The sequence below is a fragment of the Pontibacillus sp. ABV4_188 genome (genome assembly GCF_056311905.1).
Genome location: NZ_CM149975.1, coordinates 1,299,515 through 1,325,187 on the forward strand (window position 1 = coordinate 1,299,515; position 25,673 = coordinate 1,325,187).

The following is a 25,673-nucleotide window of genomic DNA, read 5'->3' on the forward strand; positions in this document are numbered from 1 at the left end:
GTGAAACCCGGGGCTATTAGTCCCGGGTTTCCTAGTGCTATTGATGGATTTTGACGAGTTCTTTTCACCATAAATTGACGAGGAAAGATGATCATTTTTATACTTAACATAGAGGGGAATGAATGTTCATTCCGCTCGGGATGTAATGGAGGGGTACCACCATGGAAACAGCGACTAACAAACGTGAGGATATTTTAGAAGCCGCTCTTGTGCTATTTGCGGAGAGAGGCTTTGATGCGACAACAATTCCGATGATCGCAACAAAAGCTAATGTCGGGGCGGGCACGATTTACCGCTATTTTGTAAACAAAGAAACACTAATGAACCAGCTTTTCAGAGAGTACGTGACACGATTCCTCGTAACCTTACGAACTGGTTATCCGGATAACGGAACATGTAGACAACAGTTCAGTCATATATTTAACAGTATGGTTAGGTTCACATTGGATAATGAACATGCTCTATATTTCATTAAAACGCATAATCGGCCACGTGTGCTCGATGAGGAAAGTCTTGCTTTATATCAAGAATTGTTAGACTTTACGCGTGATTTTTTTGAAGCAGGTATAGAGATGGGGAAGATTCGCAGGATGCCAGCGAATGCGCTTATTGCCATTGTATTTGGCGCATTTATCCAACTACACCAACTCGTTCGTGAAGGAGCGGTGGAGGAAACGATTGAATTGTTACGAGAATATGAAGAAAGTTGCTGGGATGCAGTTAGAGCTCATGAATAGCTCTAGTCTGCTTATAACGTTATCGGAATGAACGTTCATTCCGCGATGAACCCTCATTACATCTCTTCTATCGCGTTTCCTATTAATTTTTATAAGAAGGAATGATCGAGTATGACAAATGCTAGACAGATTCCATCCCCGAAGACGTATGGACCGCTCGGGAGTCTACCTCTAATTGATAAAGAAAAAATGATGCAATCTCTTATGAAACTTGCGGATGAATATGGGCCAATCTTTCAATTTCAATTCCCAGGACGAGTAAGTACAATCATTTCGAACCATGCTTTGGTTTCGGAAGTCAGTGATGAATCAAGATTTGATAAAACCGTTGGGCCTGCCTTGCAAAATGTAAAAGCTTTTGGCGGAGACGGATTATTCACAAGTGAAACGTCAGAGCCAAATTGGAAGAAAGCACACAACATTCTACTTCCAAGCTTCAGTCAGCAAGCCATGAAAGGCTATCACGATAAGATGGCAGACATAGCTGTGCAGCTCGTGCAAAAATGGTCACGCTTAAACGATCATGAGAGTATTCAAGTGACAGACGATATGACTCGTCTTACGCTTGATACAATCGGATTATGTGGCTTTAACTACAGGTTTAATAGTTTTTACAGAGAAGAACTACATCCTTTCGTTCAAAATATGGTTCGTGGTTTAGATGAGGCTATGAATCAACTCCAGCGTGTAGGATTGCAGGATAAATTGATGCTACGTAAAAAGCGTCAATTCCAGCAAGATATACAAGGGATGTTCTCACTTGTTGATCAGCTGATTCAAGATCGTAAAGAACAGGGTGACCAAGGGGAAGATGACCTGCTTTCTCATATGTTAAAAGGGCATGACCCTGAGACAGGTGAAAAGCTAAGTGATGAGAACATTCGATTTCAGATTATTACATTCTTGATCGCAGGACACGAAACGACAAGTGGTCTGTTATCGTTTGCCCTTCATTACTTAATGAAGAATCCGGAAGTACTAGAAAAAGCGTATGCTGAAGTGGACGAAGTACTAGGGGATAGTGGTGTTCCGTCCTATAAACAAACGAAGCAGCTTAAGTATGTCCGCATGATCTTAAATGAAGCGCTTCGCTTATGGCCGACAGCTCCCGCATTTGGCCTTCATGCAAAAGAAGACACCGTCATCGGAGGGGATATTCCGATTGAACAAGGTCAAACAGTTATGGTACTCCTCCCTCAGCTACACCGAGACCCTGCCGTTTGGGGGGGCGATGTGGAAGCCTTTAAGCCAGAGCGCTTCGAAGACATGAAATCCATTCCACAGCATGCGTTTAAACCATTTGGGAACGGTCAGCGAGCTTGTATCGGTCAGCAATTCGCGATGCACGAAGCGACGCTTGTGTTAGGGATGCTTTTACAAAACTTCAAGTTCATCGATCATGATAACTACCAGCTGGATGTAAAAGAAACCTTAACATTAAAACCTGAAGGATTAACTATGAGAGTGAAGCCACGTCGTTCTCAAATGGCCTTCCAAATGACAGCACCAAAGCAAGAAAGTGATCAAAAAGAAAGTAAGATAGAAGCGACTGTTCCAAAGCACGGGACTCCACTTCTTCTTTTATATGGTTCAAATTTAGGAACGGCAAAAGGTGTAGCCCGTGAATTAGCTGAGATTGGGGAAGCGAAAGGTTTCTCCTCTCATATCGCCTCCCTTGATGAATATGCGGGGCTGATGCCTCTAGAAGGAGCGGTGATCATTGTTTCAGCTTCTTATAACGGGAACCCGCCAGATAATGCGCACGAATTCGTTGCTTGGCTCGATGCAGCGGGTAATAATGAGCTTGATGGCGTTCATTATGCTGTGTTCGGCTGTGGCGATCGCAACTGGGCGAATACGTATCAAAGCGTTCCAAAGCTCATTGATGAACAAATGGCTGAAAAAGGAGCTACCTCCATTGCGTTACGTGGTGAAGGGGATGCGAGTGATGACTTCGAAGGCCAGTACGAAGCTTGGGAAGAAGAATTATGGAGCAAGCTTGCTGAAACATTCGATCTCGATCTTGAAGGGGATACAGGTCAAACGGCTAATGCCTTAACGGTTGAATTTGTGGATGGTGTTACGAGTACCCCCCTTGCGAAAGACCATAAGGCATTCACAGCACGTGTCTCTCAACATAAAGAGTTGCAAGGAGAAATAAGTGAACGAAGCACCCGTCACTTAGATATCCAGTTACCAGCGGGCGTTTCTTATAAAGAAGGAGATCATCTTGGTCTGATCCCGCAAAACAATCAAGAACTAGTTGACCGCGTACTTCGTCGTTTCTCTCTCGACGGGAAAACGTTTATGGTCCTAAGCGGAAGTAGTGGGAAGACAGCTCACCTTCCATTAGATCATCCCGTAAGCATCTCTGACTTAATGACGCACTACGTGGAATTACAAGAACCTGCTACCCGCGCTCAAATTCGTGAACTAGCAGCAAACACAACGTGCCCTCCTCACAAAGTGGAGCTTGAAGATCTCTTGCAGGATGAAGTGTATAAAACAGAAGTGCTTGGAAAACGCACAACCATGCTTCAATTATTAGAAAAATATATGGCATGTGAACTGCCGTTTGATCGCTTCGTTGCCTTGTTACCACCACTAAAAGCTCGCTATTATTCCATCTCGAGCTCACCTAGTGTGCAAGAGTCTACACCAAGCATTACAGTAAGTATTGTACGTGGACCTTCCTGGAGTGGCGGTGGGGAATACAAAGGTGTAGCAAGTAATTACCTTGCTTCCTTACAACCAGGTGATGAGGTAGCCTGCTTTATTAGCACGCCTCAGTCGAACTTCCAGCTTCCTGAATCGAGCGAAACACCAATGATCCTCATCGGACCAGGTACAGGGGTGGCGCCGTATCGTGGGTTCTTGCAAGCTCGTAAGGCACTCAAGGATTCAGGTCATAAGCTCGGTGATGCGCACCTTTACTTCGGTTGCCGTCATCCTGAACAAGATTATTTATATCAAAATGAACTAGAATCTTATCAAGAGCAAGGTCTCGTTCAACTTCACACTGCATTCTCTCGTCTAGACGGTGAAGAGAAAACGTATGTGCAGGACTTACTGCGTGAAGATCGTGAGCGCGTGATTGAACTCTTAGGTCGAGGCGCTCGTCTCTATGTGTGTGGTGACGGAAGCCAGATGGCACCAGCTGTTGAAGAAGAATTAATAGAAAGTTACCGAGAAATTCACAATGCCACTCGTGAAGAAGCGGCAGAGTGGTTAGATGGCTTACAGCAAAAAGGAATATATGCAAAAGACGTTTGGGCTGGGTAAGCAGAGAGAGCGGAACCGATTGAGGTTCCGCTTTTTTTGTGATGGAGAGGTTTTAGAAATGACAAAAGGTGAGGCGGAGTGGCGAAAGGTCGCGTAGGAATGACGAAAGAGGATTGCGAAATGTTCAAAGGGCATTCGGTATGCCGAAAGAACATCCCCAATGACGTAACAGCAACCTGAATGACCAAAGCCAGCACACCTTAACAAGTACATAAAAAAACGAGCCGCCCCGGCTCGTTTTTTATGTATTCAAGTCCAGTCTATTCGTAGCTAACCGGGCGCTTCCGCTTTTGCTTACATCCAGCTCCAGCGCCCAGCAACTAGTAGACTTCCTTTAGCAGTTTAATAGACTTTGTCTCCATTAAAGATCGAATTCTTTACAACTACGTAGTCTACATGTTTGATCGCATCAAGGTCTGTTCCACCAGCGTAAGAGATAGCAGACTGGAGGTCTTGTTGCATTTCTACTAGCGTGTCTTCAAGAGAGCCTTTGTGTTCGACGAACATTTTCTTGCCCTCTACGTTTTTCTTCTCACCCTTTTGGAACTCAGACGCAGAGCCGAAGTATTCTTTGTACAGTTTTCCGTCCTTCTCAACTGTTTCACCAGGAGATTCTTCGTGTCCAGCAAATAGGGAACCGATCATTACCATTGTTGCGCCGAAGCGTACGGATTTTGCAATATCGCCATGTGTGCGAATTCCGCCGTCTGCGATGATTGGTTTTGAAGCGGCTTTCGCGCACCAGCGAAGCGCAGCTAGTTGCCACCCCCCTGTACCGAAGCCTGTTTTAATCTTCGTAATACATACTTTTCCTGGGCCAATGCCGACTTTTGTAGCATCAGCGCCAGCATTTTCTAATTCCCGAACGGCTTCTGGTGTGCCGACGTTGCCTGCAATAACAAATGTAGCAGGTAGATGGTTCTTGATATGTTGAATCATTTGAATGACAGCATTGGAATGTCCGTGCGCAATATCGATTGTAATATAGTCTGGAACAAGCCCTTCTGCTGCAAGTTCTTCAATGAATCCGTACTCTTCTTCTTTTACACCGACACTAATAGAAGAAATAAGACCACGTGTTTTCATATCTTGGATGAAAGTGCGGCGAGTCTCAGGCTCGAAGCGGTGCATCACATAGAAGTACCCTTTTTCAGCTAAGAAGGTTGCGATCGTTTCATCTATAATCGTTTGCATATTAGCAGGTACGACAGGTAGTTGAAAGGTATGGTTGCCTAACGTCACTTTTGTATCACATTCTGAACGGCTATTAACGACACATTTTGCAGGAATTAATTGAACATCTTCGTAATCAAACACATTTTCCATTATATACACTCCTAAAGACGAATGTTTAAATTCGATTCAATCATTATTGTTCGTACAATATGTAATGTAACGTATTTCCTCATGAATGTCAAAGAAAACCAACAATAAAGTTCGGAAATGAAAAAATAAAGGAGGATCAAAATCTCTATTGAGACTTGATCCTCCTTTATTTACGAACTTTTATTGTATTCTGCCCGTTTAATAAACGATATTTCTTCTTCAATTACACCACATGCTGCGCACTGCACTCGAATGTCAGGTCCTCGATATTGCATATGCATAGGCTGAGAGGATAGATCCTCATATTCTTCAACAATTTCACCTGTTTGAGGGTTTTTCTTCACGGGTGTGACCACTTGTTCAATAAGGTTGAAGCGTGTTTTATTCGTTTTGCAGCTCGGACAAAGATAAGGAGAAGAGTGTTCAGTGTTCATGGATGAAAACCTCCTTTGTTAATTTTTTTTAGTATGTGCACATTTACATTCTTTACTCGGGGATTACTTGTTTAGGTATAAAGGTCAACAGTATGGGGCTTTTTTATAGGAAGATTGTATGATGGAATCATCTCCGTGCACTAATTTTTTCCGCTATAGTGTATTTATTTCCTTTTGAAAGCGCATAGAAAAATTTACAAGTGAAAACCTTCTTCTGAACCATTTTTAGGTGGGTAATTAAACTTAAGATAGGGGGTTATCTATCTAGTTCATTTGTATGTATTTTAGTCAAACAAGGCAATCGTTTGCGCTTATTTTTAGTACCGTTTACATTGTCGGTCTTATCAGTCGATTAAGTCATAAGAACCAAATCATGTAAGCCTTCCAGCTCTTACTAAAAAGCTTTGACGGGGAGGCTTTTTGTAGCATACCGTTAAGACGCACCACCAAAACAAACCCAAATGGAGGGATATCACTTGAGTAAAAAGAAATCGACTTTTACAAGACTGGCATTAACAACTGCACTTATTAGTACGTTATTTGCAACTTCACCGATGCAGTCTGTAAAAGCAGATACGACGGACACAAATTCAGTAACAACTGCAGAATGGACGCGCCAAATGGCGCAGAACTTTGAACGCACAAGTGAGAACACAGCACCAGAAATCAGCGCTGACTTTAAAGTGGTCGCACAAGATCTGTGGATCTGGGACACATGGCCGCTACGTAACCGCGATGGTTCTTTAGCTGAGATTAATGGTTATAAAGTTCAATTCGCATTAACAGCTTCTAAAGACTACACGTGGAGCGGACGTCACGACCACGCTGTTATCCGCTACTTCATCTCTGAAGACGGAGAAAACTGGGAAGTAGGCGGCGTAGCGTATGACCCTGAGAAAGCGTTGGGATCTCGTCAGTGGGCAGGTTCTGCCATGAAGGATGAATCCGGTAAAGTTACATTATTCTACACAGCTTCTGGTCGTAAGGAAAACGAAACAGCTGAGAACCACTTCGAACAACGCTTAGCTAAAACAGAGCTATACATGTTTGAAGAGGAGGGTGAGTTCACGGTTGAGAATACGGGTGACCACCAAATTCTAGCTGAGGCAGATGGTACATATTACGAAACGCAAGATCAGAAGACAGGAAGCATTATTTACTCCTTCCGTGACCCATGGTTCTTCCAGGACCCACAAACAGGCGAAGAGTACATCCTATTTGAAGGGAATACAGCAGGTTACGATAAGGAATTAGATCCAAGTAACATTGGGGATGAAGAATTCCGTGCAACACACGACGTTCCAGAAGGTTCTGAAGACTTCAACGGAAACATTGGTATTGCTAAAGCAACAGATAAGAGCTTGGATAACTTTGAGCTTCTTCCTCCGCTTCTTGAAGCAGACGGTGTAAACCAACAATTAGAGCGTCCGCATATCGTTGTGAAAGACGGGAACTATCATTTATTCACGATCAGTCACCAATTCACATTCGCTCCTGGCATTGATGATGGTATTGACGGTTTATATGGTTTCGTGAACGATTCTCTTCGCGGCGACTACAAGCCAATGAACGACAACGGTCTTGTTGTAGCAAACCCTGAGAGCGATCCATTCCAAGCGTATTCTTGGGCGGTTCTTCCGAATGAGAACGTGATCAGCTTCGTAAATGAATTTACGGACAATGGAGAAGATATTAAAGGCGGTCAATTCGCACCAACACTTGAAATCAACCTGGACGGAGAAAACTCCGAAATCACAGGCGTTTTAAATGAAGGTGAAATTGATTACCCAGAAACAGAAGAAGATACAACTCCAGCGTGGAGTGCTGAATCTCTTGAAGATTACCAGCTTACGGAAGAAACAACTGCACCAAACTTTGATGTAGAAGAATTAGATCAAATGACAGAAGATTATCATGTATGGGATACGTGGCCTTTACGCAACAAAGACGGCTCGATTGCAAAAGTGAAAGGTCAATACGTTCTATTCTCCCTAACGGCTCCATCAGACGTATTACCAGGTAAACGTCATGATATTGCAGAAATTCGTTATTTCACGTCTAAAGACGGTCAAAACTGGGAGCTTGCCGGAGAAGTATTTGAAGGTGACGACGCGCTAGGTTCTCGCCAGTGGGCAGGTTCTGCAATGGTTGAGAACAATGAGATCCATATGTTCTACACAGCTACAGGACGTAAAGGAGAAGAAAATCTTTCTTATGAGCAGCGTTTAGCAACAGCTTCTGCAAAGATGACAGGGCAAAACGGTGTTACGTTTAAAGATTGGTCTGAACATCAAGTTATTTTAGAGCCTGAAGGTGAACTATATCAGACACAAGAACAGTCTGAAGCAGGCGACATCGCGTATACGTTCCGTGACCCATGGTTCTTCCAAGATCCTCAAACAAACGAAGAGTACATCTTGTTTGAAGCGAACACACCAGGTACACCACTTGAGCGTGCTCGTGAGAACCATAAGCCAAATGAATTCGCAACGATCTTCAACGGTTCAATTGGTATTGCAAAAGCGACAAACGATGATTACACAGAGTTCAAAGCACAAGAGCCACTTCTTGAAGCGGAACGCGTGAACCAAGAGTTAGAGCGCCCGCACATTGTTGTAGAGGACGGGGAGTACTACCTGTTCACGAATACGCACAAGCACAAATTCGGTCCAGGACTTGCTGGTGAAGACGGACTTTACGGTTTCAACGCTGACTCTCTTAAAGGAGATTACCAGCCACTAAACGAAAGTGGTCTTGTCATTGCGAACCCTGAAGAAGACCCGTTCCAAGCTTATTCTTGGATGGTTATGCCGAACATGAACGTTTTAAGCTTTGCGAACTTCGATAATTTAGAAGGGCTTGAGATTGGTGACTTAGGCGCTCAATCTAAAGACTATCAGTTCAACCATTTCGGTGGGACTCTAGCACCAACGTTACAGCTTGATGTTGATGGAATGGAGACTTCTATCGAAGGAACTCTTGATCAAGGTCAGCTATTCGAAGGCAAAAATAATGGAAAAGCAAAAGGGAAAAAGTAATCTTTCACTGATCCATTAAATAGAGACGACGAACAAAGAGTAGCTAGTCTGATGGTGGACTAGCTTCCTTTGTTTTTTTAAGAGGTGAGGACATGACGAAGAAAAGACAACTGCTGATTAGTAGTTTGGTTATTGTAGTATTTATTGTAGTGGTTAGCATCTGGTATGTCCTGCAAAAAGAGGATCCTAAACAGATAGAGGAAACCACTGAAGCGAGCCAGGCTTCGTACGACGAGAAATGGCGACCGCAATTTCACTACACACCAGCTAAAAACTGGATGAACGACCCGAATGGGATGGTTTACTATAAGGGGAAGTACCATTTGTTCTATCAACATAACCCTAAAGGGGATCAGTTCGGTAATATGAGCTGGGGACATGCGGTGAGTGAGGATCTTGTCCATTGGAAAGAGCTCGACGTAGCGATGGAACCTGATGAGAACGGGATGATCTTCTCTGGGAGCGTCGTCGTAGATGAGGACAATACGAGCGGCCTTTTCCCAACGGATGAGGGCGGACTGATTGCCTATTATACAAACGCTGGTGAAGTACAGGACCAGCGCCTGGCTTACAGTACAGACGAAGGAAAGACGTGGACGAAGTATGAAGGCAACCCCATTGTACCAAACCCAGATATAAAAGATTTCCGTGACCCAGTTGTGATGTGGCATGAGGAATCAAAGAAGTGGATTATGCTTCTTGTGGCTGGAGATAAAGTGATGTTTTACGGTTCTGATAATATGGTAGATTGGTCATATCTTAGCGAATTCGGTGCCGATCACGGCGCTCACGGTGGCGTTTGGGAAACGCCTGAATTGTTCGAGCTTCCTGTAGATGGTGATCAAGATAATAAAAAATGGGTCCTTCAGGTTGATATGAACCCAGGAAGCATTGCCGGTGGATCTGGTGGTCAGTACTTCATTGGTGATTTTGACGGAGAAGAATTTAAACTGGATCCTGATCAAACCGAAACAAAATGGACCGATTACGGGAAAGACTTTTATGCCACACAAGCTTTTAATAACATGGATAAAGTCATTTGGGTTGCATGGATGAGTAATTGGCAATATGCTGCTGACATCCCGACTTCTCCGTGGCGAGGGGCGATGAGTACCCCGCGTGAGGTAAGTTTAACGACCAACGATCGCGGCGAGATCCTTCTTACACAACAACCAGTCGAAGAGTTGGATGATCTTCGCGGTGAAAAGTTGATTGAAATGGAGAACCGGACGCTCGACGGAAGCATGTCCCTTCCTGAATTTGATGAGCGCGCGTATGAAATCGAGGCGACCTTCCGAGTAGATGAAGCGAATGAGTTCGGCTTTAAAGTCGCTCAAGGTGAAGGGGAAGAAACGATTGTAGGCTATGATGATCGGAATAACTATCTCTTCACAGATCGCAACAACTCGGGCGTAACAGATTTCCATCCTGAATTTGCTGGCGTCTTCCGCGCACCGATGGAAGCGATGGATGGATACACGATTAAGCTTCACATATATGTAGATGAATCTTCTGTAGAAGTGTTCGGGAATAATGGACAGAAAGTGTTAACGAACCAAATCTTCCCGTCTGAAGGAAGTGATGATCTGTCGATTTATTCTTATGGAGGCAACGTTACGATTGAGTCGCTGGAGGTTTATGATTTAGAGTCTATGCATGAATAAGAGAGAGCCTGGCTGCTTGTAGTAGCCAGGCTTTTTAGTTTTAGGTGAGGCCGTTACCATATGCGGCTAGGGCAGGCTTTGGCAAGCCTCCTCGTTCGCTAAAGCTCTCTGTGGGGTCTAGGCTCCTTCTCCCGCGGGAGTCTCGCTGTCCCAAAGCATGCCCTAATTTTGTTTGGTTAACAGCCTCGCAACTAAAATAGAAAACCCAATACCCTTTATTATTGAGATGTGGAGGTAAGGAATTTTGTTCCCTAGCTCAACTTTTTTTAATAAGACCAAAAACATATTAATGATTTTTTACAATCTCCTCAACAATCAGTTGCCCTATGGAGGCAATCAGTTCACGACCTTCCTGGTTTCTAGCAAGATCATCAGTTAAAACAGCAGCGTAGACAGTTTCGCTTCTATATTCAAACACTCCCACGTCATGCTGAGCGCCTTCGAGTTCTCCTGTTTTGTGAAAGATCTCGATTTCCTTTGAGGATGTAAAAGAGCCGAGCATGTCTTTAAATTGTTGGCTATGTAAGATGTCTTTCATCGTGGTTTGGTCTTCTTTTGTAAAGAGTGGGTGAGGTTCATTGGTGGCTTGTAAACATGTAATCATATCTTGGGCTGTGGTGCGGTTTTCGAAACCTTTCTTGATGGAGGAATGATCCATAAAGAAGCGTTCTAGAGCTGAACCTTGGCAATCAAGCTGTTTAAAAAGCCTGTTCACACTTCCCATGCCGACGGATTTTAACACAAGGTTAGCGGCCGTGTTGTCTGATACGATGATCATCAGTTCGATTAGCTGGCGTAATGTGTAGGTTTGCTCACCGGTTAAATAATGAATCACCCCAGCGCCTCCGACGGTCTCTGGTGGGGGTATGGAGTGAGGATCATCAAGATTTAGTAATCCGTCTCGATGTTGGCGGAAGGCTTCCATCATGATGGGAACCTTGATGACGCTTGCCGCTCGAAGTGGATGGTTATGATTGATGGAAGCAATGGAACGATTGTTTAAGAGAATGGAAACGGATACTGAGGCAGTTGTTTTCGTAATAAGTTTATCTACTTTGTTATGTATACTGTTCAATAGATTTCACCTGCACTTTTTGGGAAATTTAATCAGAAGTCTGATTCTTTTACCATATCAGATGTTCCTTATATATAGCTAGGCAAAGATAGGATGGTGTCGCGTAACTCCTTGTTTAGTAATTTGTGATGATGCACCGATCTATATTTTATGGAGAAATTGGGTTTAACGTATAGGTACCGCGGGTTAATTATTTCATATAAGACAATTGCATTACGTTTTTCCATAAGGTACCGTATGATCGAACAATTGCTACAGAAAAAATTATAAAAGGGTAACGGTGGTATTGTTAGGGGACAATTTTTTCACCGTCGAATCGTATCAGGTCTGACATCAGGCCTTGTAAAAGAATAAAGAGGGGGATTTAGAAAATGGGACAATCAACACAATGGTGGAAAAACTCGGTCGTCTATCAAATTTACCCGAGAAGCTTTAACGACAGCAACGGAGATGGTATCGGAGACCTAGAAGGCATTATCGAAAAGCTCGATTACCTTGTCGAACTTGGGATAGATGTGATCTGGCTCTCGCCGATTTATAAGTCCCCGAATGATGATAACGGCTATGATATTAGTAATTATCAGGACATTATGGATGAATTCGGCGACCTTGAAACGTGGGATCGTTTAATTACAACGATGCATGAGAAAGGTCTAAAGCTTGTCATGGACCTTGTTGTCAATCATACGTCTGACGAACATCCTTGGTTTCAGGAAGCGAAGAAGTCAAAAGACAATCCGTACCGCGACTTTTACATTTGGCGTCCACCAAATGAAGAGGGGAAGGAGCCGAACAACTGGCTTTCCTTCTTCAGCGGTTCAGCATGGGAGTACCACGAGCCAACGGGAGAGTACTTTCTTCATTTATTTACGAAAAAGCAGCCTGACTTGAACTGGGAGAATCCAGAGGTGCGACAGAAAGTGTACGAAATGATGCGCTGGTGGTTAGATCGCGGTGTTGATGGTTTCCGTATGGATGTTATTAACTTAATTTCAAAAGTGGAAGGGCTACCGGATGCACCTGTGACAAAGCCTGATGATGAATTCCAGTGGGGAAGTGACTACTTTGCCAACGGACCTCGCTTTATGGAATATATGCAGGAAATGAAAGAGGAAGTGCTTGACCATTATGATATCTTGACCGTTGGAGAAACTGGATTTGTTACGCCTGAAGAAGGGAAGCAATTCACGAATGAAGATTCAGGTGTCCTGTCAATGTTATTCCAGTTCCAGCACATGGACGTTGATGCCCAACCAGGTGGGCAGATGGGCAAGTGGGAAGAGAAAGATTGGAAGCTTACCGAGTTAAAAGAGATAATGTCAAAATGGCAAGTGGAACTCTTTAATAAGGGTTGGAACTCTCTTTACCTTGAGAACCATGACCAGCCTCGCTCTGTTTCTCGTTTCGGTGATGATGAAGAGTATCACACTGAGAGTGCGAAGATGCTTGCAACATGGCTTCATATGATGCAAGGTACACCATATGTCTATCAAGGTCAGGAAATTGGAATGACAAATGTGCACTTCCCATCGATTGACGACTACGAAGACGTCGAGATCCGTAACCTATGGCAGGATATGGTTGTTGAGAAAGATCATGATTCTGACAAAATTCTTAAAGCAATTCATGAGAAAGGGCGCGACAATGCGCGTACACCAATGCAGTGGGATTCGTCTGAAAACGCAGGTTTCACATCTGGTACCCCTTGGCTGAAAGTGAATCCGAATTACGATGAGATTAATGTTGAGAAAGAGCGCGAGAATCCCGATTCGATCTTTCATTACTATAAGAAGCTGATTGCTCTTCGGAAAGAACATGAGGTCATCGTAAACGGCGATCACACGCTTATTTGGCCAGAAGATGAAGAAGTCTATGCCTATAAACGAGAACATGAAGGAGAAACGCTTGTCGTTGTAACAAACTGGACAGGTGAAACGATCGAACGCCCATGGCCAGAAGACGTGAACTTTGGTGAAGCTTCAATTATGATCCAAAACTACAGCGACTCCCCTCACGCATCTAAAGAAAGCCTCACCCTTCGCCCGTACGAAGCCGTAGTTTACCACGAAGAATAGAGGATAAAAGCAAGTACCTACGACTAGGTACTTGCTTTTTTGTGCTTTAGAGAAGTAAAGCGTGCCAGACACGTGGTAGTGCTGTAGAGTGTTGAAGGGTGCCAGACACCCTGCAACACTCTAAAGGATCAACGGGTGCCAGACACCCTTTACTACTCTAGAGCGGTATAGTGTTTTTAGTTGTTTGGTTTGTTGCGAAGTCCTGCTATGATGATGGAGAGGAGGATGAGTAGGTAAAGGGTAAATGAGTAAAGTGTCCAGTTTTTTGAGGTGAAGCTTGCGTTTTCGATCAAGTTTTCGTGTGACAAGTTCGTTAAACACCAAATAGCCAGAGAAAGGGGGAGGATAAATGCTTTGTAGTCGTCCGCCTTTGCGATGTGCTGTACTCCTAATAACAACAAGATAAACAGCGTAGTAATCTTGACGAATAATACGAAAATCCAAGCAATTCCTATAATAATCTCAATTCGCTCGAAAACCTTTGTTACGTGAATGTCCCTCATGAGAGAGTAGGTTGGATAAGATTCTCGCTGCGTTAGGTAAGCCCCTTCTACACCGATGGATGCAGCAACGAAGAAAAAGAGAACCCCGCCTCCAAATAATAAACCAAGCAAGTAATATCGCCTGATATGTTGCTTTTGATTAACGTACGTTAATAGTCCTGTTATAAGCGTAAGCTCTAAGAACGGAACTCCAAGCGAATTGTATCCTCCTTCAATGACAGGCTTCCATCCTTCGTAAAGAAAGGGTTTGAAGTTATCCACATCGATTTGAGGGATAAGCATAATAATCGAAAAGATAAAGATAAAGTAAAAGACTATACTAAGTGCCTGGTTGGTAGTATTTAAATTCCCCAAACCATGCAACGCGCAGTAAATCGCTAACCCTATCATCGTCACCTGATAGACAGTCGGACTGGTATCGGGCTTAATGACCACCATGAAATCATCCGTGTTTCCAACAACTAATGCACATAAGTGGAAGATGAAGATGAGAATAAGAACATTGATTACTGTGCCGATCCACCTCCCGTAAGCTTGGTCTACGATAGAGAAGATCGATTCATAATTCCGTTTCCTCATTACGACTAATAATAAGAGTTGTAAAAGGAAACCAACACCTATCGCCATGAGCATGGATAGCCATGCATTCTCCATAGACGTTGCCCCTGTAATAATAGGCGCAAGTAAAAGCGAGCTCCCAATAGTAAAGTTAGCTACTAGAAAAAAGAGTTGTCCTGGGCTTAGTGTATGCTTCATAAGACACAACCAAATAACATCATATAGATAGGTTCATAAATGGTTTCGATCCATTGTGTAATGGGGAATAGGTTTTTGCCCATTTCAAAGCCAATAAAGAGGCTGATAGCAAACACCCAAAGAACTCCCGTTACAATACGTATTCTCGTTTTATTTTGGATGATCTTCATACACACTTTTCCTCCTAGTTCCAACACCTGATACATCTATATCAAAATTGGATGTAAAAGTACTCGAAAGATAGATATCCATCCATTGGTTTTCTAGTCCCTTCCATTTATTGGGGTAGTTTTTATACAAGAACTGTCCGAAGCCAAAGGAATCTACTTCATTTTCTTTAGTTTTTTCAAAAGCTTCATTCATATACGAGCTAAGTTGAATAGAGAGTGAGTTTTTCAGCTTGGCCAAATAGTCAGGGTCTTCGATAGCTCCCTTACAAGTAACTTCCCTTACAATTCCTCGCCCTTTCACACTTACTTGAAACCCGATGTCTTCTCCGTTTATAGCTGCCTTTTTCTTAGTACGTAAATCTTTCAATAAGAAACCGACGTTGCCTGACTCTTCTTCTGGGCACGGGGCAGAAATAAAAAGGGTTTCCTTCGCTTCATCTTCTATTAAAGCCCATCCTTTTGACTGTTTTATGGTTAACCAGTCGACGAGTTTGTCATGCTTATAAAGCGGAATGCCGGTTAGGTCAAATGCATTTTGATTCGCATGGATGTTCTCTAAAGCTTTTTTTGATGAAGCATTAGCTTGAGGGGTTGCTTTTTGAATACCCATCGTTACCGGATCACGGTATTCCCCGTATGTCCATCGAATGACGTCTTCCATGAAAATTCCTTCTGTTAGGCCCATCGGACTGGCAGTTTTGTTTACACGGTCCACGATGCTTTGGCTTGGATTAGAGGTGAGAGATGTATAAACAGATAGAATTTCTCCTGCTGTCTCTTCTTTAGCGGTGAATACCATAAACTCATCGCGGATTTCGTTATCCCTCTCTAAATAATCCGTAATAAAGGAGAAACCGATTTCTTTTGCGAACTGTTCTCCTAACACAATAACTTGAATATGGGGAAAGAATAGCTTTCTTGGAATAAGGTTTCTTGCTTTATCTACCGTTTCCGTCATCGTGTCAGCCCTAATAGTATACGTATAGACGGGGCTACCGGAGCCGCCTTCTGGAGAACTTCCTTGTTTCATCGCAGCACCGCCTGGATACACGACTTGAAAATGGGTCTCCACTTCACCATCCTTACCAACGTCAAATCCAATAGCCGTCACAATGGCTTGGATGTTTAATTCCTCAGCACCTGTACAACTAGAGAGGAAGAACAATGAACAAAGCAATCCAAGCGTTTGAATCCATTTCCGAATCATCGGCTCATCCTCCTCTTTAATTTAACAAGCAGCTGGTACCATTGAGATTTGTCGTATCCAATAGGAAAGCGAAAGAAAGCGTCTTTCCACTTTTTCCATTCAAAAGGAGAAATGGGGGATAAGTAAGGCCTGCCTATACTAGTAACACTTGATAAATGAATAACAAGGGCAATTATTAAGACGACCATTCCGAAAAAACCTCCAGCTGCAGCAAATAAAATGAACAGAAAGCGGATTAAACGAGCAGCACCACTAAAGGCATAGTACGGTGAGATGAAGCTCGATATTGCTGTAAGTGAAACGATGATGACCATGGCAGCTGAAATAAATCCTGCTGCTACAGCTGCTTCTCCTATTACGAGTGCCCCAACAATAGAGATTGCCGACCCAATGGGCCGTGGCATTCGAATGCCAGCTTCTCTCAATAATTCAAAGATAATTTCCATAATAAAAACTTCCATAAAAGCAGGGAACGGGACTCCTTCTCGCTGAGCTGCTAAGTTGATTAGAATATTGGTTTCTAACAGTTCAGCATGAAACGTGGTGACAGCAATATAACCAGCTGGTAATGCCAGAGATATACAAAAAGCTAACAATCGAATACCTCTAATAAAGGTGGCGAGATCAAATTTTTCATAGTAATCTTCAGCAATTTGAAAGAATGATGTAAATGTAACAGGGGCGATTAAAACAAAAGGCGTGCCATCAACAACGATTGCAATCTTCCCATCCAGAATTTCTCCAGCTACAATGTCTGGTCGTTCCGTAGCTTTCATGGTGGGAAATGGAGTGTATTTTGGGTCAACAATTAGCTCTTCTAGCATACCGCTCTCTAGTATCTTATCGGTATCGACTTGTTCGATTCGTTTCGTTAATGTGTCCAACACTTGTTGATCAACCAGACCGCGAACATACGTCACGTACACCTTTGTCCGTGTATCCTTGCCAACACAGTGTTGTTGGAATGAGAGTTTAGGCGTGCGCGTTCTCCTTCGAATGAGAGCCATGTTGGTATCTATATCTTCCACAAACCCTTCTCGTGGCCCTCGAACAAGGGTCTGTACTTTTGATTCTTCTACTTTTCGAAAATAGTCAGTTTGTTCAACTGTAATGACAAGTGCCAGATCACAATCTTGAATAAAAAGAATGACATGCCCTGTCAACAATGCTTCTGTAACGCCTTTAAACGTCGTTTCTTCCTTGATTTCTGATGCGCTATTGAGGCCTTTCTTCATAGACTCCAGGTTTTTTTGAGTGTCAATGCCTTCTTTTTCCCATTCCAATAAAGGCTTTAAAATATTCTCTTCTACTTTACTCTCGTCAGCGAGCGTATGTAGGTAGAGCATAGCAAGCGGGACAGGCGACTGATCCAGTACTTTTGTACACAGTTCTGGACTATCATCAAAAATTGAAGTAATATGCTGGAGATTTTTCGTTACATCTTTAAAAAGAGAGCTAGCATTATAGGGTTCAGGCGCATGAACAGTTGAATCATTCGAACGAGATTTCGTTTTCCTTATACGTGGACTCATATAAATCACCTATCGTTAGTATGAATCGAATGTTTGGCTTTATGCGTTTAAAAAAAGAGGGGCGTCACTAACGGGATAAAGGAAACATCATCCTTGACCATTGATACGCATATTGATACCATTACATTTATTCAAAAGAATAGTGGCTGTGAAATTTATGGGTAACACTATAACTGGAGCCAATCCTGGAGAGATCGCTAGTAAAGCGACGCCGAAGGGTTCATGATCTCAGGCAACCGGACAGGAACGAACTTACATACAGAATACGTGTATGGGTACGTTTGTCTGAGGTCGGCGAGAGCTGATCTCTTTTTTTGTTCATAGAAAATATAGGCAGAGGTGGATCATCATGGAAAAACGTAAAGCAGTAGTAAGCGTCATCGGAAAAGACCAAGTTGGAATCATCGCGAACGTGACAAACGTACTCGCAGAATATAAATTGAACGTGCTCGATATCAGCCAAACGATTGTGGAAGAATACTTCACAATGATTATGATTATCGATGTGAAAGAAGCGCATGATCTAGATACAATCAGAAAAGTACTACAAGAAACTGGCGAGAACTTAAGCGTGCAAATTAGTCTGCAGCTAGAAGAAGTTTTCCAGTCTATGCACCGCATTTAAGGAGGGCTCCCCATGAATATTGCATTTAACGAAATAACAGAAACCATCCGCATGGTTCAAATGGAGAACCTCGATATCCGTACGGTTACCATCGGAATCAGCCTTCGTGACTGTGCCGATTCAGATATTGAGAAGTTAAAAGAAAATGTCTACAACAAAATTACGACATACGCAAAAGACTTAACAACTGTTGCTGAGCAAGTTGAAAAAGAGTACGGTGTACCAATCATCAATAAACGTATATCAATCACGCCTGTATCTGAAATTCTTGGCAATGCAACTGTGGCTGAAGCCGTTGAAGTTGCAAAAACGCTAGACCAAGCAGCGAAAGATCTTGGCGTTGATTTTATTGGCGGCTATTCCGCTCTTACTCATAAAGGGGTCACAAAAGGAGATCAAACTCTAATTGATTCTCTTCCTGAAGCCTTAAGTGTGACTGAACGTGTCTGTGGTTCTGTGTCTGTAGCGACTACTCGTACAGGTATCAACATGGATGTTGTGAAACAAATGGGTCACGTGATCAGTGATGCAGCAGAGCGCACAAAGGATCAAAACGGAATTGCCTGTGCGAAGCTTGTGGTGTTCAGTAACCCAGTAGAAGACAATCCGTTCATGGCCGGTGCTTTCCACGGAACAGGTGAGGGCGAAGCGGTCCTAAACGTCGGCGTTAGTGGTCCTGGTGTAGTATTGAGTGCGCTGAAGCGTTACCCAGAAGCGGATCTTGGTGAAGTATCTGAAGTTATTAAAAATACTGTCTTCAAAATTACTCGCGCTGGTGAACTTGTTGGACGCCAGGTAGCCGAACGAATCGGTGTTCCATTCGGCATTCTTGACCTTTCCCTTGCGCCAACGAACGCGCTAAACGACAGTGTCGCTCGCATATTAGAAGAGATCGGCCTTGAACGCGTTGGTACACACGGCACAATTGCGGCGCTTGCTCTTATGAATGACGCTGTGAAAAAAGGTGGCGCCATGGCAAGCTCCTATGTAGGCGGATTAAGCGGTGCATTTATTCCGGTTAGTGAAGATGAAGGTATGATCGAAGGGGTAACAGAAGGATCCCTTTCCCTATCAAAACTTGAAGCGATGACATGCGTCTGTTCCGTAGGTCTTGATATGATCGCCCTAACCGGTGACGCAAGTCCCGCAACCTTATCCGGCATTATCGCCGACGAAGCAGCTATCGGTATGATTAACAAGAAAACAACAGCCGTACGCGTCATTCCGGTTCCAGGAAAAGAAGAAGGCGAAATGATCGAATTCGGCGGACTCCTTGGCCGCGCTCCTGTTATGGGTGTGAATCCATACAGCAGCGAGGGCTTCGTGAACCGAGGCGGTCGCATTCCAGCTCCGTTGCAGGCTTTGATTAACTAAAAATATCGATATGTAGACTGCCCAAACTTGGTTTGGGCAGTTTTTTGTTTGGGGCGAGAGGGAGACGTGCGACGGCTTAAAAGAGAGGATCACGGCGTAAGAAGAGACACCGCGGCTTGAAAGCGAGCACCCACGGCCTAAGCTAGAACAAAGACGGCCCAAAAGATGAAAATGACAGCTCGAGAGGGGGAGCGACGGCGTAAGTAGAGTGCGAACGGCTTAAGTAAAGGCGCTACGACTCGAAAAGCATACCAACGGCTCAAGTACGAAATCATTTAACTAGCCTCAAAGCTCTCTCAACTAAAACCCACAAAAAAACAGGCTGAACGCTCAGCCTGTATACCGGTTATGAATATTATTTTTCTTTTGAGTAGGGAAGTTAAATTCCGTCACCTCAAGCGATAGAGCTAGATAGTGATCTTTAAAACAATCGCTAAAGAACGATTCGGCTACTGCAAATAAAGCTTCACTTGTCTCTTTCAAAATTTCCTCACTGCGACCTGCTCCCACTTTTAATTCAATATGAACGAAAGAATCGTCTTCCGTTCCGTCTGCGACTACGTAGTCTGTTAGCTTCACAGCTCGAGAGCGGATCCCCCCTGTTGGAAAGTGGGGAGATTCCACTAATACCAGGTTCAACTTCTTCAATAGGGAAGGGAAGTCAAAATCGACTAAATTATCGGTGTACTCCACAATGATATGAGGCAATGGGTCATTCCTCCTTTAGGATATTGGAGCGGGCTGTTCTTCAATAATCATATTCGCTAAACGGCCGATCCCCTCAATTTCTGTAACAACTTCATCACCGACGTTTACTTTAGTAGGACCCTTTGGTGTGCCGGTTAGAATCACATCGCCTTCGTTAAGTGTCATGAAGCTACTTAGATATTCAATAAGATACGGAACAGAGAAAATCATATCCTTTGTGCTTCCTTCTTGCTCAAGAGTGCCGTTTACATACGTTCGGAGAGCAAGGTTCATAGGGTCGCCCACATCATCTTTATCCATAATCCAAGGTCCGATTGGCGTACAGTTGTCCCGGTTTTTTACGCGGAAGTTCGGACGGTAGTAATTTTCTAGGTAATCTCGGAAAGCATAATCGTTTGCGATCGTGTAGCCGGCTACATAATCGTATGCCTCTTCTTTTGTGATGTTTTTTCCCTGACGTCCTATGACAACGGCCAGCTCACATTCATAGTGCATATGTGTCACACCAGTTGGGCGAGGCGTCTCACCATAATGGCCGATGAGGGTATTTGGTCCTTTTAAAAAGACCAGGGGTTCCTTGGGTGCGTTGAAAGCGAGTTCTGATGCGTGGTCAGCGAAGTTCAGGCCAAGGGCAAAAATGGTGCCGGCTTCAAGAGGTGGGAGCCAGGTGACTTCTGATTCGTGCACGGTTTGGCCAGACTCTAATAAGAGTTGATCACCCTCAACAATTGCCCCGTATATATTTCCTTTGTAACTTACACGTGCTCTCTTCATCGGTTGCCCTCCTTCACATAGGAACGTTCTGAAACAAAATGGTTGGTAAGTGCGCCGATCTCATCGATTTGGATGCGGACTTCATCACCTGACTGGACGCGTGGTGCGCCTGGTGGCAGGCCAACGAGTAGCGTATCGCCTTTATAGAACGTCATAAAGGAGCTCACGTCCGCTATAAGTTTTCTAATAGGTCGAACTAATTCGGACGTGGAGTGTTCCTGACGCAGGGCGCCGTTGATATAAATACGGATACCGAGTTCATCTGGATTCACCACTTCATCTGCATTTACAATCCAGGGACCTGCTGCGCAGAAACCGTCTTGAGTTTTCTCTTTAATGGCAGGCCTGTGGATGCTCTCGTGAGGAAGAGAAATGTCGTTTACAATTGTGTATCCGCTTACAAAATCAAGGGCGTTTTTTTCATGCACTTTACTAGCTGTGTGGCCAAATACGATCGCAAGGGCAGCTCCAATTTCCACTTCCGTTTCACCGTCTGGAATCGTAATCGCTGTTTCTGGGCCTGTAAATGTATTACGTGGTTTCATATATAAAACGGGTGCTTCTGGTGGCTTTTGGTACGGGGGTTCGTAGAGAGATTGACCAAATTGATCTAAATTCCCTTTGTAGTTCATAGCGGTTCCGTAGACGTTGCCGGATAAAGGGAAGTCTAGTCGCAGCGAACCGTCGCCATCAGAGAGTGTGCCTTTAGCTGGATCAATCTTCATTTCTTTTGCTTGTGGTACACCACTTAATTGGACTGTTGCTTTCTTCATCAGGATTTCCTCCTTCAAGCCGAATTCGAATCACGTCTATCATAAACATAAAGATTCTAAAAATTCAAATCTTTTCTACTGGAGACTTTCAATAGGTTCGAATTGGTCAATAAACTTTCGTGCGGCCACAGATAGGAAGCGTTCCTTCATCCATACAATGGCTGGCTCAGCCTGAATTCTCGCGTCCTGAATCGTGATGACGCGGAGGCCTGGGTCATGTCTGTCTTTTAACGATGCTTGCGGCACAATGGTCGCTCCGACTTGAGCCGAGACAAGGGAGAGGAGCATCGTTACGTCGGGGCATTCGCAAATAACAGTTGGTTCAAATCCGTGTTGGCGGCATTCTTCCAAAATCATTTCAAATTGCCCAACACCACTCAGCCTATGTAGCAATAAAAGAGGGATTTCTTCTAGTTCACGCATAGAGACGCTCGTCCGCCCCGCTGCAAATTCAGTCCAACCATCAGGCACGACAAGGACGTAGGGTTCGGTTGGCAAATGGATCATTGAGAAGTCCTCGCTGTCGACAGGGAGTCGAACGATCGCAAGCTCGATCTCTCTGTTCCGTATGCTTTCGGATAAAGAGGATGTATCACCTTCCTGGAGTTTATAACGAAGAAGGGGGTGCTCATCACGGAAGGATTTTAGTTTGGATGGGAGATAGGGAAAGCATGATTTCACAGATCCAAGTGAAAGTGTGCCACGAATGCCGACGCCCGTTTCCTTCACTTCAGTAACGAGGTCATCCATCTCGTGAAGAATCTTCTCAGCTCGTTGATAGAGCACCTTCCCGGCTTCTGTTAGCTCAAGGGTTCGCCCGTTTCGTTCGACGAGGCTTACTTCAAGTTCTGCTTCTAGTTGTTTGAGCTGCTGACTGAGAGGGGGCTGAGCGATATGAAGACGCTTGGCTGCACGAGTGATTTGACGTTCCTGGGCAATGACATAAAAGTAGCGTAGCTGACGAATATCCATCGGTTCAACTCCTATTCTATATATCTTATTAATATGAAAAGAAGACTTTTTAGATATTTTAAATCTATCGTAGCACATGCTATCGTTAAAATGACAAATATTTCAGAAAAATATAAAATCTTTTCGGGTAAGAAAGGAGTTTTTGTAAATGAATATTCAAGAAGCGAAACAAAGACTACGGGGGTCAATAGCACCGATTGTAACCCCTTTCCAAAAAGACTATTCTATTGATTTTGAAGCCTTCAGAAAGCTGATCCATTGGCATATTGCAAGTGGAACACACGCAATCTCTGTTACGGGAACGACGGGGGAGCCGAGTTCTTTAACCGTTGAAGAGCGGGTTGACGTCATGAAAGAGGCTCATAAAGCCATTAACGGGCGGGTTCCTTTTGTACCAGGGACAGGGTCCACAAATCACCAGGAAACCTTGTACCTGACAAAGAAAGCTGAGGAAATCGGAGCAGATGCGGCGCTCGTGATCGTCCCTTACTACAATAAGCCATCCCAACATGCGCTTTATAAGCACTTTAAAGCAGTGGCGGACTCTGTAGATCTTCCTATTATAATTTACAACATCCCTGGACGCACAGCAACGAACCTTGATGTCAGCACATTAGCAAAACTTAGTCAAGACTGTGAAAACATCATTGGAGTGAAAGAATCGAACAAAGATTTTGAGCACATTAACCGCGTGTTATTGAACTGTGGTCGTGATTTCCTACTTTATTCAGGAATTGAACTTCTTTGCTATCCGATGCTTGCCATTGGTGGGGCCGGTCACATTAGCGCAACCGCAAACGTCGTGCCTGATAAAGTAGCAGAAATTTATGATGCGTGGGTAGAAGGGGACGTGAAGCGAGCGCAGGATCTCCATTATGATCTCATGCCTCTTAATGACGTGCTCTTTAAAGATACGAACCCAGCTCCACTGAAAGCGGCGCTCGGTATGATGGGCAAGATCAATCCCGACCTTCGTCTGCCGATGGATTTACCAACAGGTACCTTGCAAGATGAGATCCGGTCAGTCCTTTCAAATTATGTAGAAATCGCTGATGGAATCGGTTTGAAGTAATTTTTTTTATCATTATAAGAAAGCGTTTACAAAAAGGAGGTCTAAACGTTGAGTAATCAGTTACAAGATAAAACGCAAATGGTGAAAGACATTTTAGAAAGTGTTCGTGATGTGAATTTATATATAAACGGCTCATTTGTTGCCGCATCAAGCGGGAAAAGCTTCGAGAATATCAATCCATTTACGAATGAGACCATTAATCATATTGCAGAAGGAGATAGCGCGGATATCGATGAGGCTGTGTTAGCTGCAAAGACAGCGTTCAAAGGTGAATGGGGTCAGATGAAAGTGAAGGAGCGTCTTGCCTACATTTACAAAATTGCTGACTTAATCGATGAGCATATCCATGAGATTGCCCCACTCGAATCATACGACACAGGCCTTCCCATTAGCCAGACGAAAAAAATGGTCGCGCGTGCGGCACAGAATTTCCGTTTCTACGCTGAAATGGTTTCGTCTCGCTTAGTTGGAGACACATATCCAGTTGATGACGAATTCTTAAACTATACCATTCATAAACCAGTCGGAGTCGCAGGGCTGATCACGCCGTGGAACGCACCATTTATGCTTGAGACTTGGAAGATTGCGCCGGCGCTTGCGACAGGGAATACGGTTATTTTAAAACCTGCTGAATGGTCACCGCTTACAGCGAACCGATTAGCGGAGATTATTGACCAGGCCGGTTTGCCAAAAGGTGTGTTCAATGTTGTGCATGGTTTCGGTGAGACGGCTGGAGCATCACTCGTTGCTCACCCTGATGTGCAGCTTATATCTTTTACAGGCGAAACGACAACGGGATCTGAAATTATGCGAAACGGAGCCGATACGCTGAAGCGCTTTTCGATGGAGCTTGGGGGCAAATCACCGATTATTGTGTTTGATGACGCTGATTTCGACCGAGCGCTCGATGCGTGTACGTGGGGAATTTTCTCCTTTAACGGTGAGCGTTGTACGGCGAACTCTCGTCTGTTCATTCACGAAGGGATTTATGATGCGTTCGTGGCTGCCCTGAAAGAGCGAGTCGACAACATCATTGTTGGCGATCCATTAGATGAAGGAACACAAGTCGGTCCTCTTGCTCACAAGACGCACTACAACAGAGTGAAGAGTTATCTCGATATTGCAAAAGAAGAAGGGTGCGAAGTTTACAGCGGCCAAGTTCCGGAGAGTTTCAGCACCGGTAACTATGTAGCACCGACCCTCCTTTTAGGAGCCGATAATAAAATGCGCATAGCTCAGGAAGAGATCTTTGGTCCTGTGATGACCGTCATTCCGTTTAAGGATGAAGAAGAAGTGGTTGAGAAAGCCAATGACATTCGGTACGGCTTAGCCGGTTATGTTTGGACAAAAGATATTCAACGAGGTCACCGCGTTGCCCAGGCAGTAGACGCCGGAATGCTTTGGGTGAATTCACAAAACGTTCGTGATCTGCGTACGCCATTTGGCGGTTCAAAACATAGCGGCATTGGTCGTGAAGGTGGCTATTATGCGTTTGAATTTTACACAGAACAGCAAGTCATTCACGTGGCGCTTGGGGAACACCACATTCCACAGTTCGGAAAAAAGAAATAAGGGG

General features: G+C 44.0%; 20 protein-coding genes and 1 riboswitch. Of the genes, 9 read left to right on the forward strand and 11 right to left on the reverse strand.

Annotated elements, in window-relative coordinates; all coding sequences use genetic code 11:
- Positions 1–161 precede the first annotated feature (161 nt).
- Positions 162–737, forward strand: coding sequence for a TetR/AcrR family transcriptional regulator (locus ACYX4O_RS06560; protein WP_476355659.1), 576 nt, complete (start codon positions 162–164; stop codon positions 735–737).
- A 111-nt stretch (positions 738–848) separates the two neighbouring features.
- Positions 849–4,019 carry a bifunctional cytochrome P450/NADPH--P450 reductase gene (locus ACYX4O_RS06565; protein ID WP_476355660.1) on the forward strand — a complete coding sequence of 1,057 codons (3,171 nt, stop codon included), beginning with the start codon at positions 849–851 and terminating at the stop codon, positions 4,017–4,019.
- Positions 4,020–4,361: 342 nt separating this feature from the next.
- Here the strand turns inward: ACYX4O_RS06565 and guaC are convergent, their stop codons facing one another.
- Together guaC and ACYX4O_RS06575 are read right to left on the reverse strand one after the other, a co-directional pair.
- A complete protein-coding gene (gene guaC, locus ACYX4O_RS06570) occupies positions 4,362–5,345 on the reverse strand; it encodes a GMP reductase (protein WP_476355662.1) in 984 nt (327 codons plus the stop codon).
- Between the two features lie 170 nt (positions 5,346–5,515).
- On the reverse strand, positions 5,516–5,779 hold the full coding sequence (locus tag ACYX4O_RS06575; RefSeq protein WP_188652604.1) for a DNA alkylation repair protein: 264 nt from the start codon (positions 5,777–5,779) through the stop codon (positions 5,516–5,518).
- Positions 5,780–6,255: 476 nt separating this feature from the next.
- Between ACYX4O_RS06575 and ACYX4O_RS06580 the strand changes: the two genes are divergently transcribed.
- The gene (locus ACYX4O_RS06580) at positions 6,256–8,817 is read left to right on the forward strand and encodes a glycoside hydrolase family 68 protein (RefSeq protein WP_476355664.1); all 2,562 of its coding nucleotides are present in this window, start codon (positions 6,256–6,258) and stop codon (positions 8,815–8,817) included.
- Positions 8,818–8,909: 92 nt separating this feature from the next.
- Positions 8,910–10,481: a glycoside hydrolase family 32 protein gene (locus tag ACYX4O_RS06585; RefSeq protein ID WP_476355666.1), complete on the forward strand. Its 1,572-nt coding sequence runs from the start codon at positions 8,910–8,912 to the stop codon at positions 10,479–10,481.
- 286 nt (positions 10,482–10,767) lie between these two features.
- On the opposite strand, the gene ACYX4O_RS06590 is transcribed toward ACYX4O_RS06585, so the two are convergent.
- The gene (locus tag ACYX4O_RS06590) at positions 10,768–11,556 is read right to left on the reverse strand and encodes a serine hydrolase (RefSeq protein WP_476355668.1); all 789 of its coding nucleotides are present in this window, start codon (positions 11,554–11,556) and stop codon (positions 10,768–10,770) included.
- Between the two features lie 371 nt (positions 11,557–11,927).
- Here ACYX4O_RS06590 and ACYX4O_RS06595 point away from each other — a divergent pair, with 371 nt between their 5' ends.
- Positions 11,928–13,631: a glycoside hydrolase family 13 protein gene (locus ACYX4O_RS06595; protein WP_476355669.1), complete on the forward strand. Its 1,704-nt coding sequence runs from the start codon at positions 11,928–11,930 to the stop codon at positions 13,629–13,631.
- Between the two features lie 176 nt (positions 13,632–13,807).
- Here ACYX4O_RS06595 and ACYX4O_RS06600 read toward each other — a convergent pair whose 3' ends face one another.
- From ACYX4O_RS06600 to ACYX4O_RS06615, 4 genes are read right to left on the reverse strand one after another with little or no spacing between them, the layout of a single operon-like run.
- Entirely contained in the window at positions 13,808–14,890 is a 1,083-nt protein-coding gene (locus tag ACYX4O_RS06600) for a GerAB/ArcD/ProY family transporter (RefSeq protein WP_476355671.1), read from the reverse strand.
- The gene (locus ACYX4O_RS06605) at positions 14,887–15,060 is read right to left on the reverse strand and encodes a hypothetical protein (protein ID WP_476355673.1); all 174 of its coding nucleotides are present in this window, start codon (positions 15,058–15,060) and stop codon (positions 14,887–14,889) included. Before ACYX4O_RS06605 ends, ACYX4O_RS06600 begins: the two co-directional genes overlap by 4 nt.
- Positions 15,041–16,267, reverse strand: coding sequence for a Ger(x)C family spore germination protein (locus tag ACYX4O_RS06610; RefSeq protein WP_476355675.1), 1,227 nt, complete (start codon positions 16,265–16,267; stop codon positions 15,041–15,043). The genes ACYX4O_RS06605 and ACYX4O_RS06610 overlap by 20 nt, the downstream gene beginning before the upstream one ends.
- Complete coding sequence (locus ACYX4O_RS06615; protein WP_476355677.1) at positions 16,264–17,799, reverse strand: spore germination protein; 1,536 nt, start codon at positions 17,797–17,799, stop codon at positions 16,264–16,266. The genes ACYX4O_RS06610 and ACYX4O_RS06615 overlap by 4 nt, the downstream gene beginning before the upstream one ends.
- A gap of 175 nt (positions 17,800–17,974) precedes the next feature.
- Positions 17,975–18,053, forward strand: a riboswitch (glycine riboswitch).
- A 95-nt stretch (positions 18,054–18,148) separates the two neighbouring features.
- Between ACYX4O_RS06615 and ACYX4O_RS06620 the strand changes: the two genes are divergently transcribed.
- Together ACYX4O_RS06620 and ACYX4O_RS06625 are read left to right on the forward strand one after the other, a co-directional pair.
- Positions 18,149–18,424 carry an ACT domain-containing protein gene (locus ACYX4O_RS06620; RefSeq protein ID WP_476355679.1) on the forward strand — a complete coding sequence of 92 codons (276 nt, stop codon included), beginning with the start codon at positions 18,149–18,151 and terminating at the stop codon, positions 18,422–18,424.
- A 12-nt stretch (positions 18,425–18,436) separates the two neighbouring features.
- The gene (locus tag ACYX4O_RS06625) at positions 18,437–19,798 is read left to right on the forward strand and encodes a DUF711 family protein (protein ID WP_476355681.1); all 1,362 of its coding nucleotides are present in this window, start codon (positions 18,437–18,439) and stop codon (positions 19,796–19,798) included.
- A 330-nt stretch (positions 19,799–20,128) separates the two neighbouring features.
- Here ACYX4O_RS06625 and ACYX4O_RS06630 read toward each other — a convergent pair whose 3' ends face one another.
- The 4 genes from ACYX4O_RS06630 to ACYX4O_RS06645 all read right to left on the reverse strand — a co-directional run bounded on the left by ACYX4O_RS06630 (position 20,129) and on the right by ACYX4O_RS06645 (position 23,025).
- A complete protein-coding gene (locus ACYX4O_RS06630) occupies positions 20,129–20,506 on the reverse strand; it encodes a 5-carboxymethyl-2-hydroxymuconate Delta-isomerase (RefSeq protein WP_476355683.1) in 378 nt (125 codons plus the stop codon).
- 15 nt (positions 20,507–20,521) lie between these two features.
- Positions 20,522–21,280, reverse strand: a complete 759-nt coding sequence (locus ACYX4O_RS06635; protein ID WP_476355685.1) for a fumarylacetoacetate hydrolase family protein — start codon at positions 21,278–21,280, stop codon at positions 20,522–20,524.
- Entirely contained in the window at positions 21,277–22,053 is a 777-nt protein-coding gene (locus tag ACYX4O_RS06640; RefSeq protein WP_476355687.1) for a fumarylacetoacetate hydrolase family protein, read from the reverse strand. The genes ACYX4O_RS06635 and ACYX4O_RS06640 overlap by 4 nt, the downstream gene beginning before the upstream one ends.
- Positions 22,054–22,128: 75 nt before the next feature.
- Entirely contained in the window at positions 22,129–23,025 is an 897-nt protein-coding gene (locus ACYX4O_RS06645; RefSeq protein ID WP_476355689.1) for a LysR family transcriptional regulator, read from the reverse strand.
- 148 nt (positions 23,026–23,173) lie between these two features.
- Here ACYX4O_RS06645 and hpaI point away from each other — a divergent pair, with 148 nt between their 5' ends.
- Together hpaI and hpaE are read left to right on the forward strand one after the other, a co-directional pair.
- Positions 23,174–24,097, forward strand: a complete 924-nt coding sequence (gene hpaI, locus ACYX4O_RS06650) for a 2,4-dihydroxyhept-2-ene-1,7-dioic acid aldolase (protein WP_476355691.1) — start codon at positions 23,174–23,176, stop codon at positions 24,095–24,097.
- Between the two features lie 78 nt (positions 24,098–24,175).
- Positions 24,176–25,669 carry a 5-carboxymethyl-2-hydroxymuconate semialdehyde dehydrogenase gene (hpaE, locus tag ACYX4O_RS06655; RefSeq protein WP_476357026.1) on the forward strand — a complete coding sequence of 498 codons (1,494 nt, stop codon included), beginning with the start codon at positions 24,176–24,178 and terminating at the stop codon, positions 25,667–25,669.
- The last annotated feature ends 4 nt before the right edge of the window (positions 25,670–25,673 follow it).

Excerpts from the sequence above, each read along its gene's own strand:
- ACYX4O_RS06635 (WP_476355685.1), bottom strand. The coding sequence starts at position 21,280 with ATGAAGAGAGCACGTGTAAGTTACAAAGGAAATATATACGGGGCAATT.
- hpaE (WP_476357026.1), top strand. The coding sequence starts at position 24,176 with ATGGTGAAAGACATTTTAGAAAGTGTTCGTGATGTGAATTTATATATA.
- ACYX4O_RS06610 (WP_476355675.1), bottom strand. The coding sequence starts at position 16,267 with ATGATTCGGAAATGGATTCAAACGCTTGGATTGCTTTGTTCATTGTTC.
- ACYX4O_RS06565 (WP_476355660.1), top strand. The coding sequence starts at position 849 with ATGACAAATGCTAGACAGATTCCATCCCCGAAGACGTATGGACCGCTC.
- ACYX4O_RS06625 (WP_476355681.1), top strand. The coding sequence starts at position 18,437 with ATGAATATTGCATTTAACGAAATAACAGAAACCATCCGCATGGTTCAA.
- ACYX4O_RS06645 (WP_476355689.1), bottom strand. The coding sequence starts at position 23,025 with ATGGATATTCGTCAGCTACGCTACTTTTATGTCATTGCCCAGGAACGT.
- ACYX4O_RS06575 (WP_188652604.1), bottom strand. The coding sequence starts at position 5,779 with ATGAACACTGAACACTCTTCTCCTTATCTTTGTCCGAGCTGCAAAACG.
- ACYX4O_RS06600 (WP_476355671.1), bottom strand. The coding sequence starts at position 14,890 with ATGAAGCATACACTAAGCCCAGGACAACTCTTTTTTCTAGTAGCTAAC.
- ACYX4O_RS06585 (WP_476355666.1), top strand. The coding sequence starts at position 8,910 with ATGACGAAGAAAAGACAACTGCTGATTAGTAGTTTGGTTATTGTAGTA.
- ACYX4O_RS06620 (WP_476355679.1), top strand. The coding sequence starts at position 18,149 with ATGGAAAAACGTAAAGCAGTAGTAAGCGTCATCGGAAAAGACCAAGTT.
- ACYX4O_RS06640 (WP_476355687.1), bottom strand. The coding sequence starts at position 22,053 with ATGAAGAAAGCAACAGTCCAATTAAGTGGTGTACCACAAGCAAAAGAA.
- ACYX4O_RS06595 (WP_476355669.1), top strand. The coding sequence starts at position 11,928 with ATGGGACAATCAACACAATGGTGGAAAAACTCGGTCGTCTATCAAATT.
- ACYX4O_RS06615 (WP_476355677.1), bottom strand. The coding sequence starts at position 17,799 with ATGAGTCCACGTATAAGGAAAACGAAATCTCGTTCGAATGATTCAACT.
- ACYX4O_RS06605 (WP_476355673.1), bottom strand. The coding sequence starts at position 15,060 with ATGAAGATCATCCAAAATAAAACGAGAATACGTATTGTAACGGGAGTT.
- hpaI (WP_476355691.1), top strand. The coding sequence starts at position 23,174 with ATGAATATTCAAGAAGCGAAACAAAGACTACGGGGGTCAATAGCACCG.
- guaC (WP_476355662.1), bottom strand. The coding sequence starts at position 5,345 with ATGGAAAATGTGTTTGATTACGAAGATGTTCAATTAATTCCTGCAAAA.
- ACYX4O_RS06560 (WP_476355659.1), top strand. The coding sequence starts at position 162 with ATGGAAACAGCGACTAACAAACGTGAGGATATTTTAGAAGCCGCTCTT.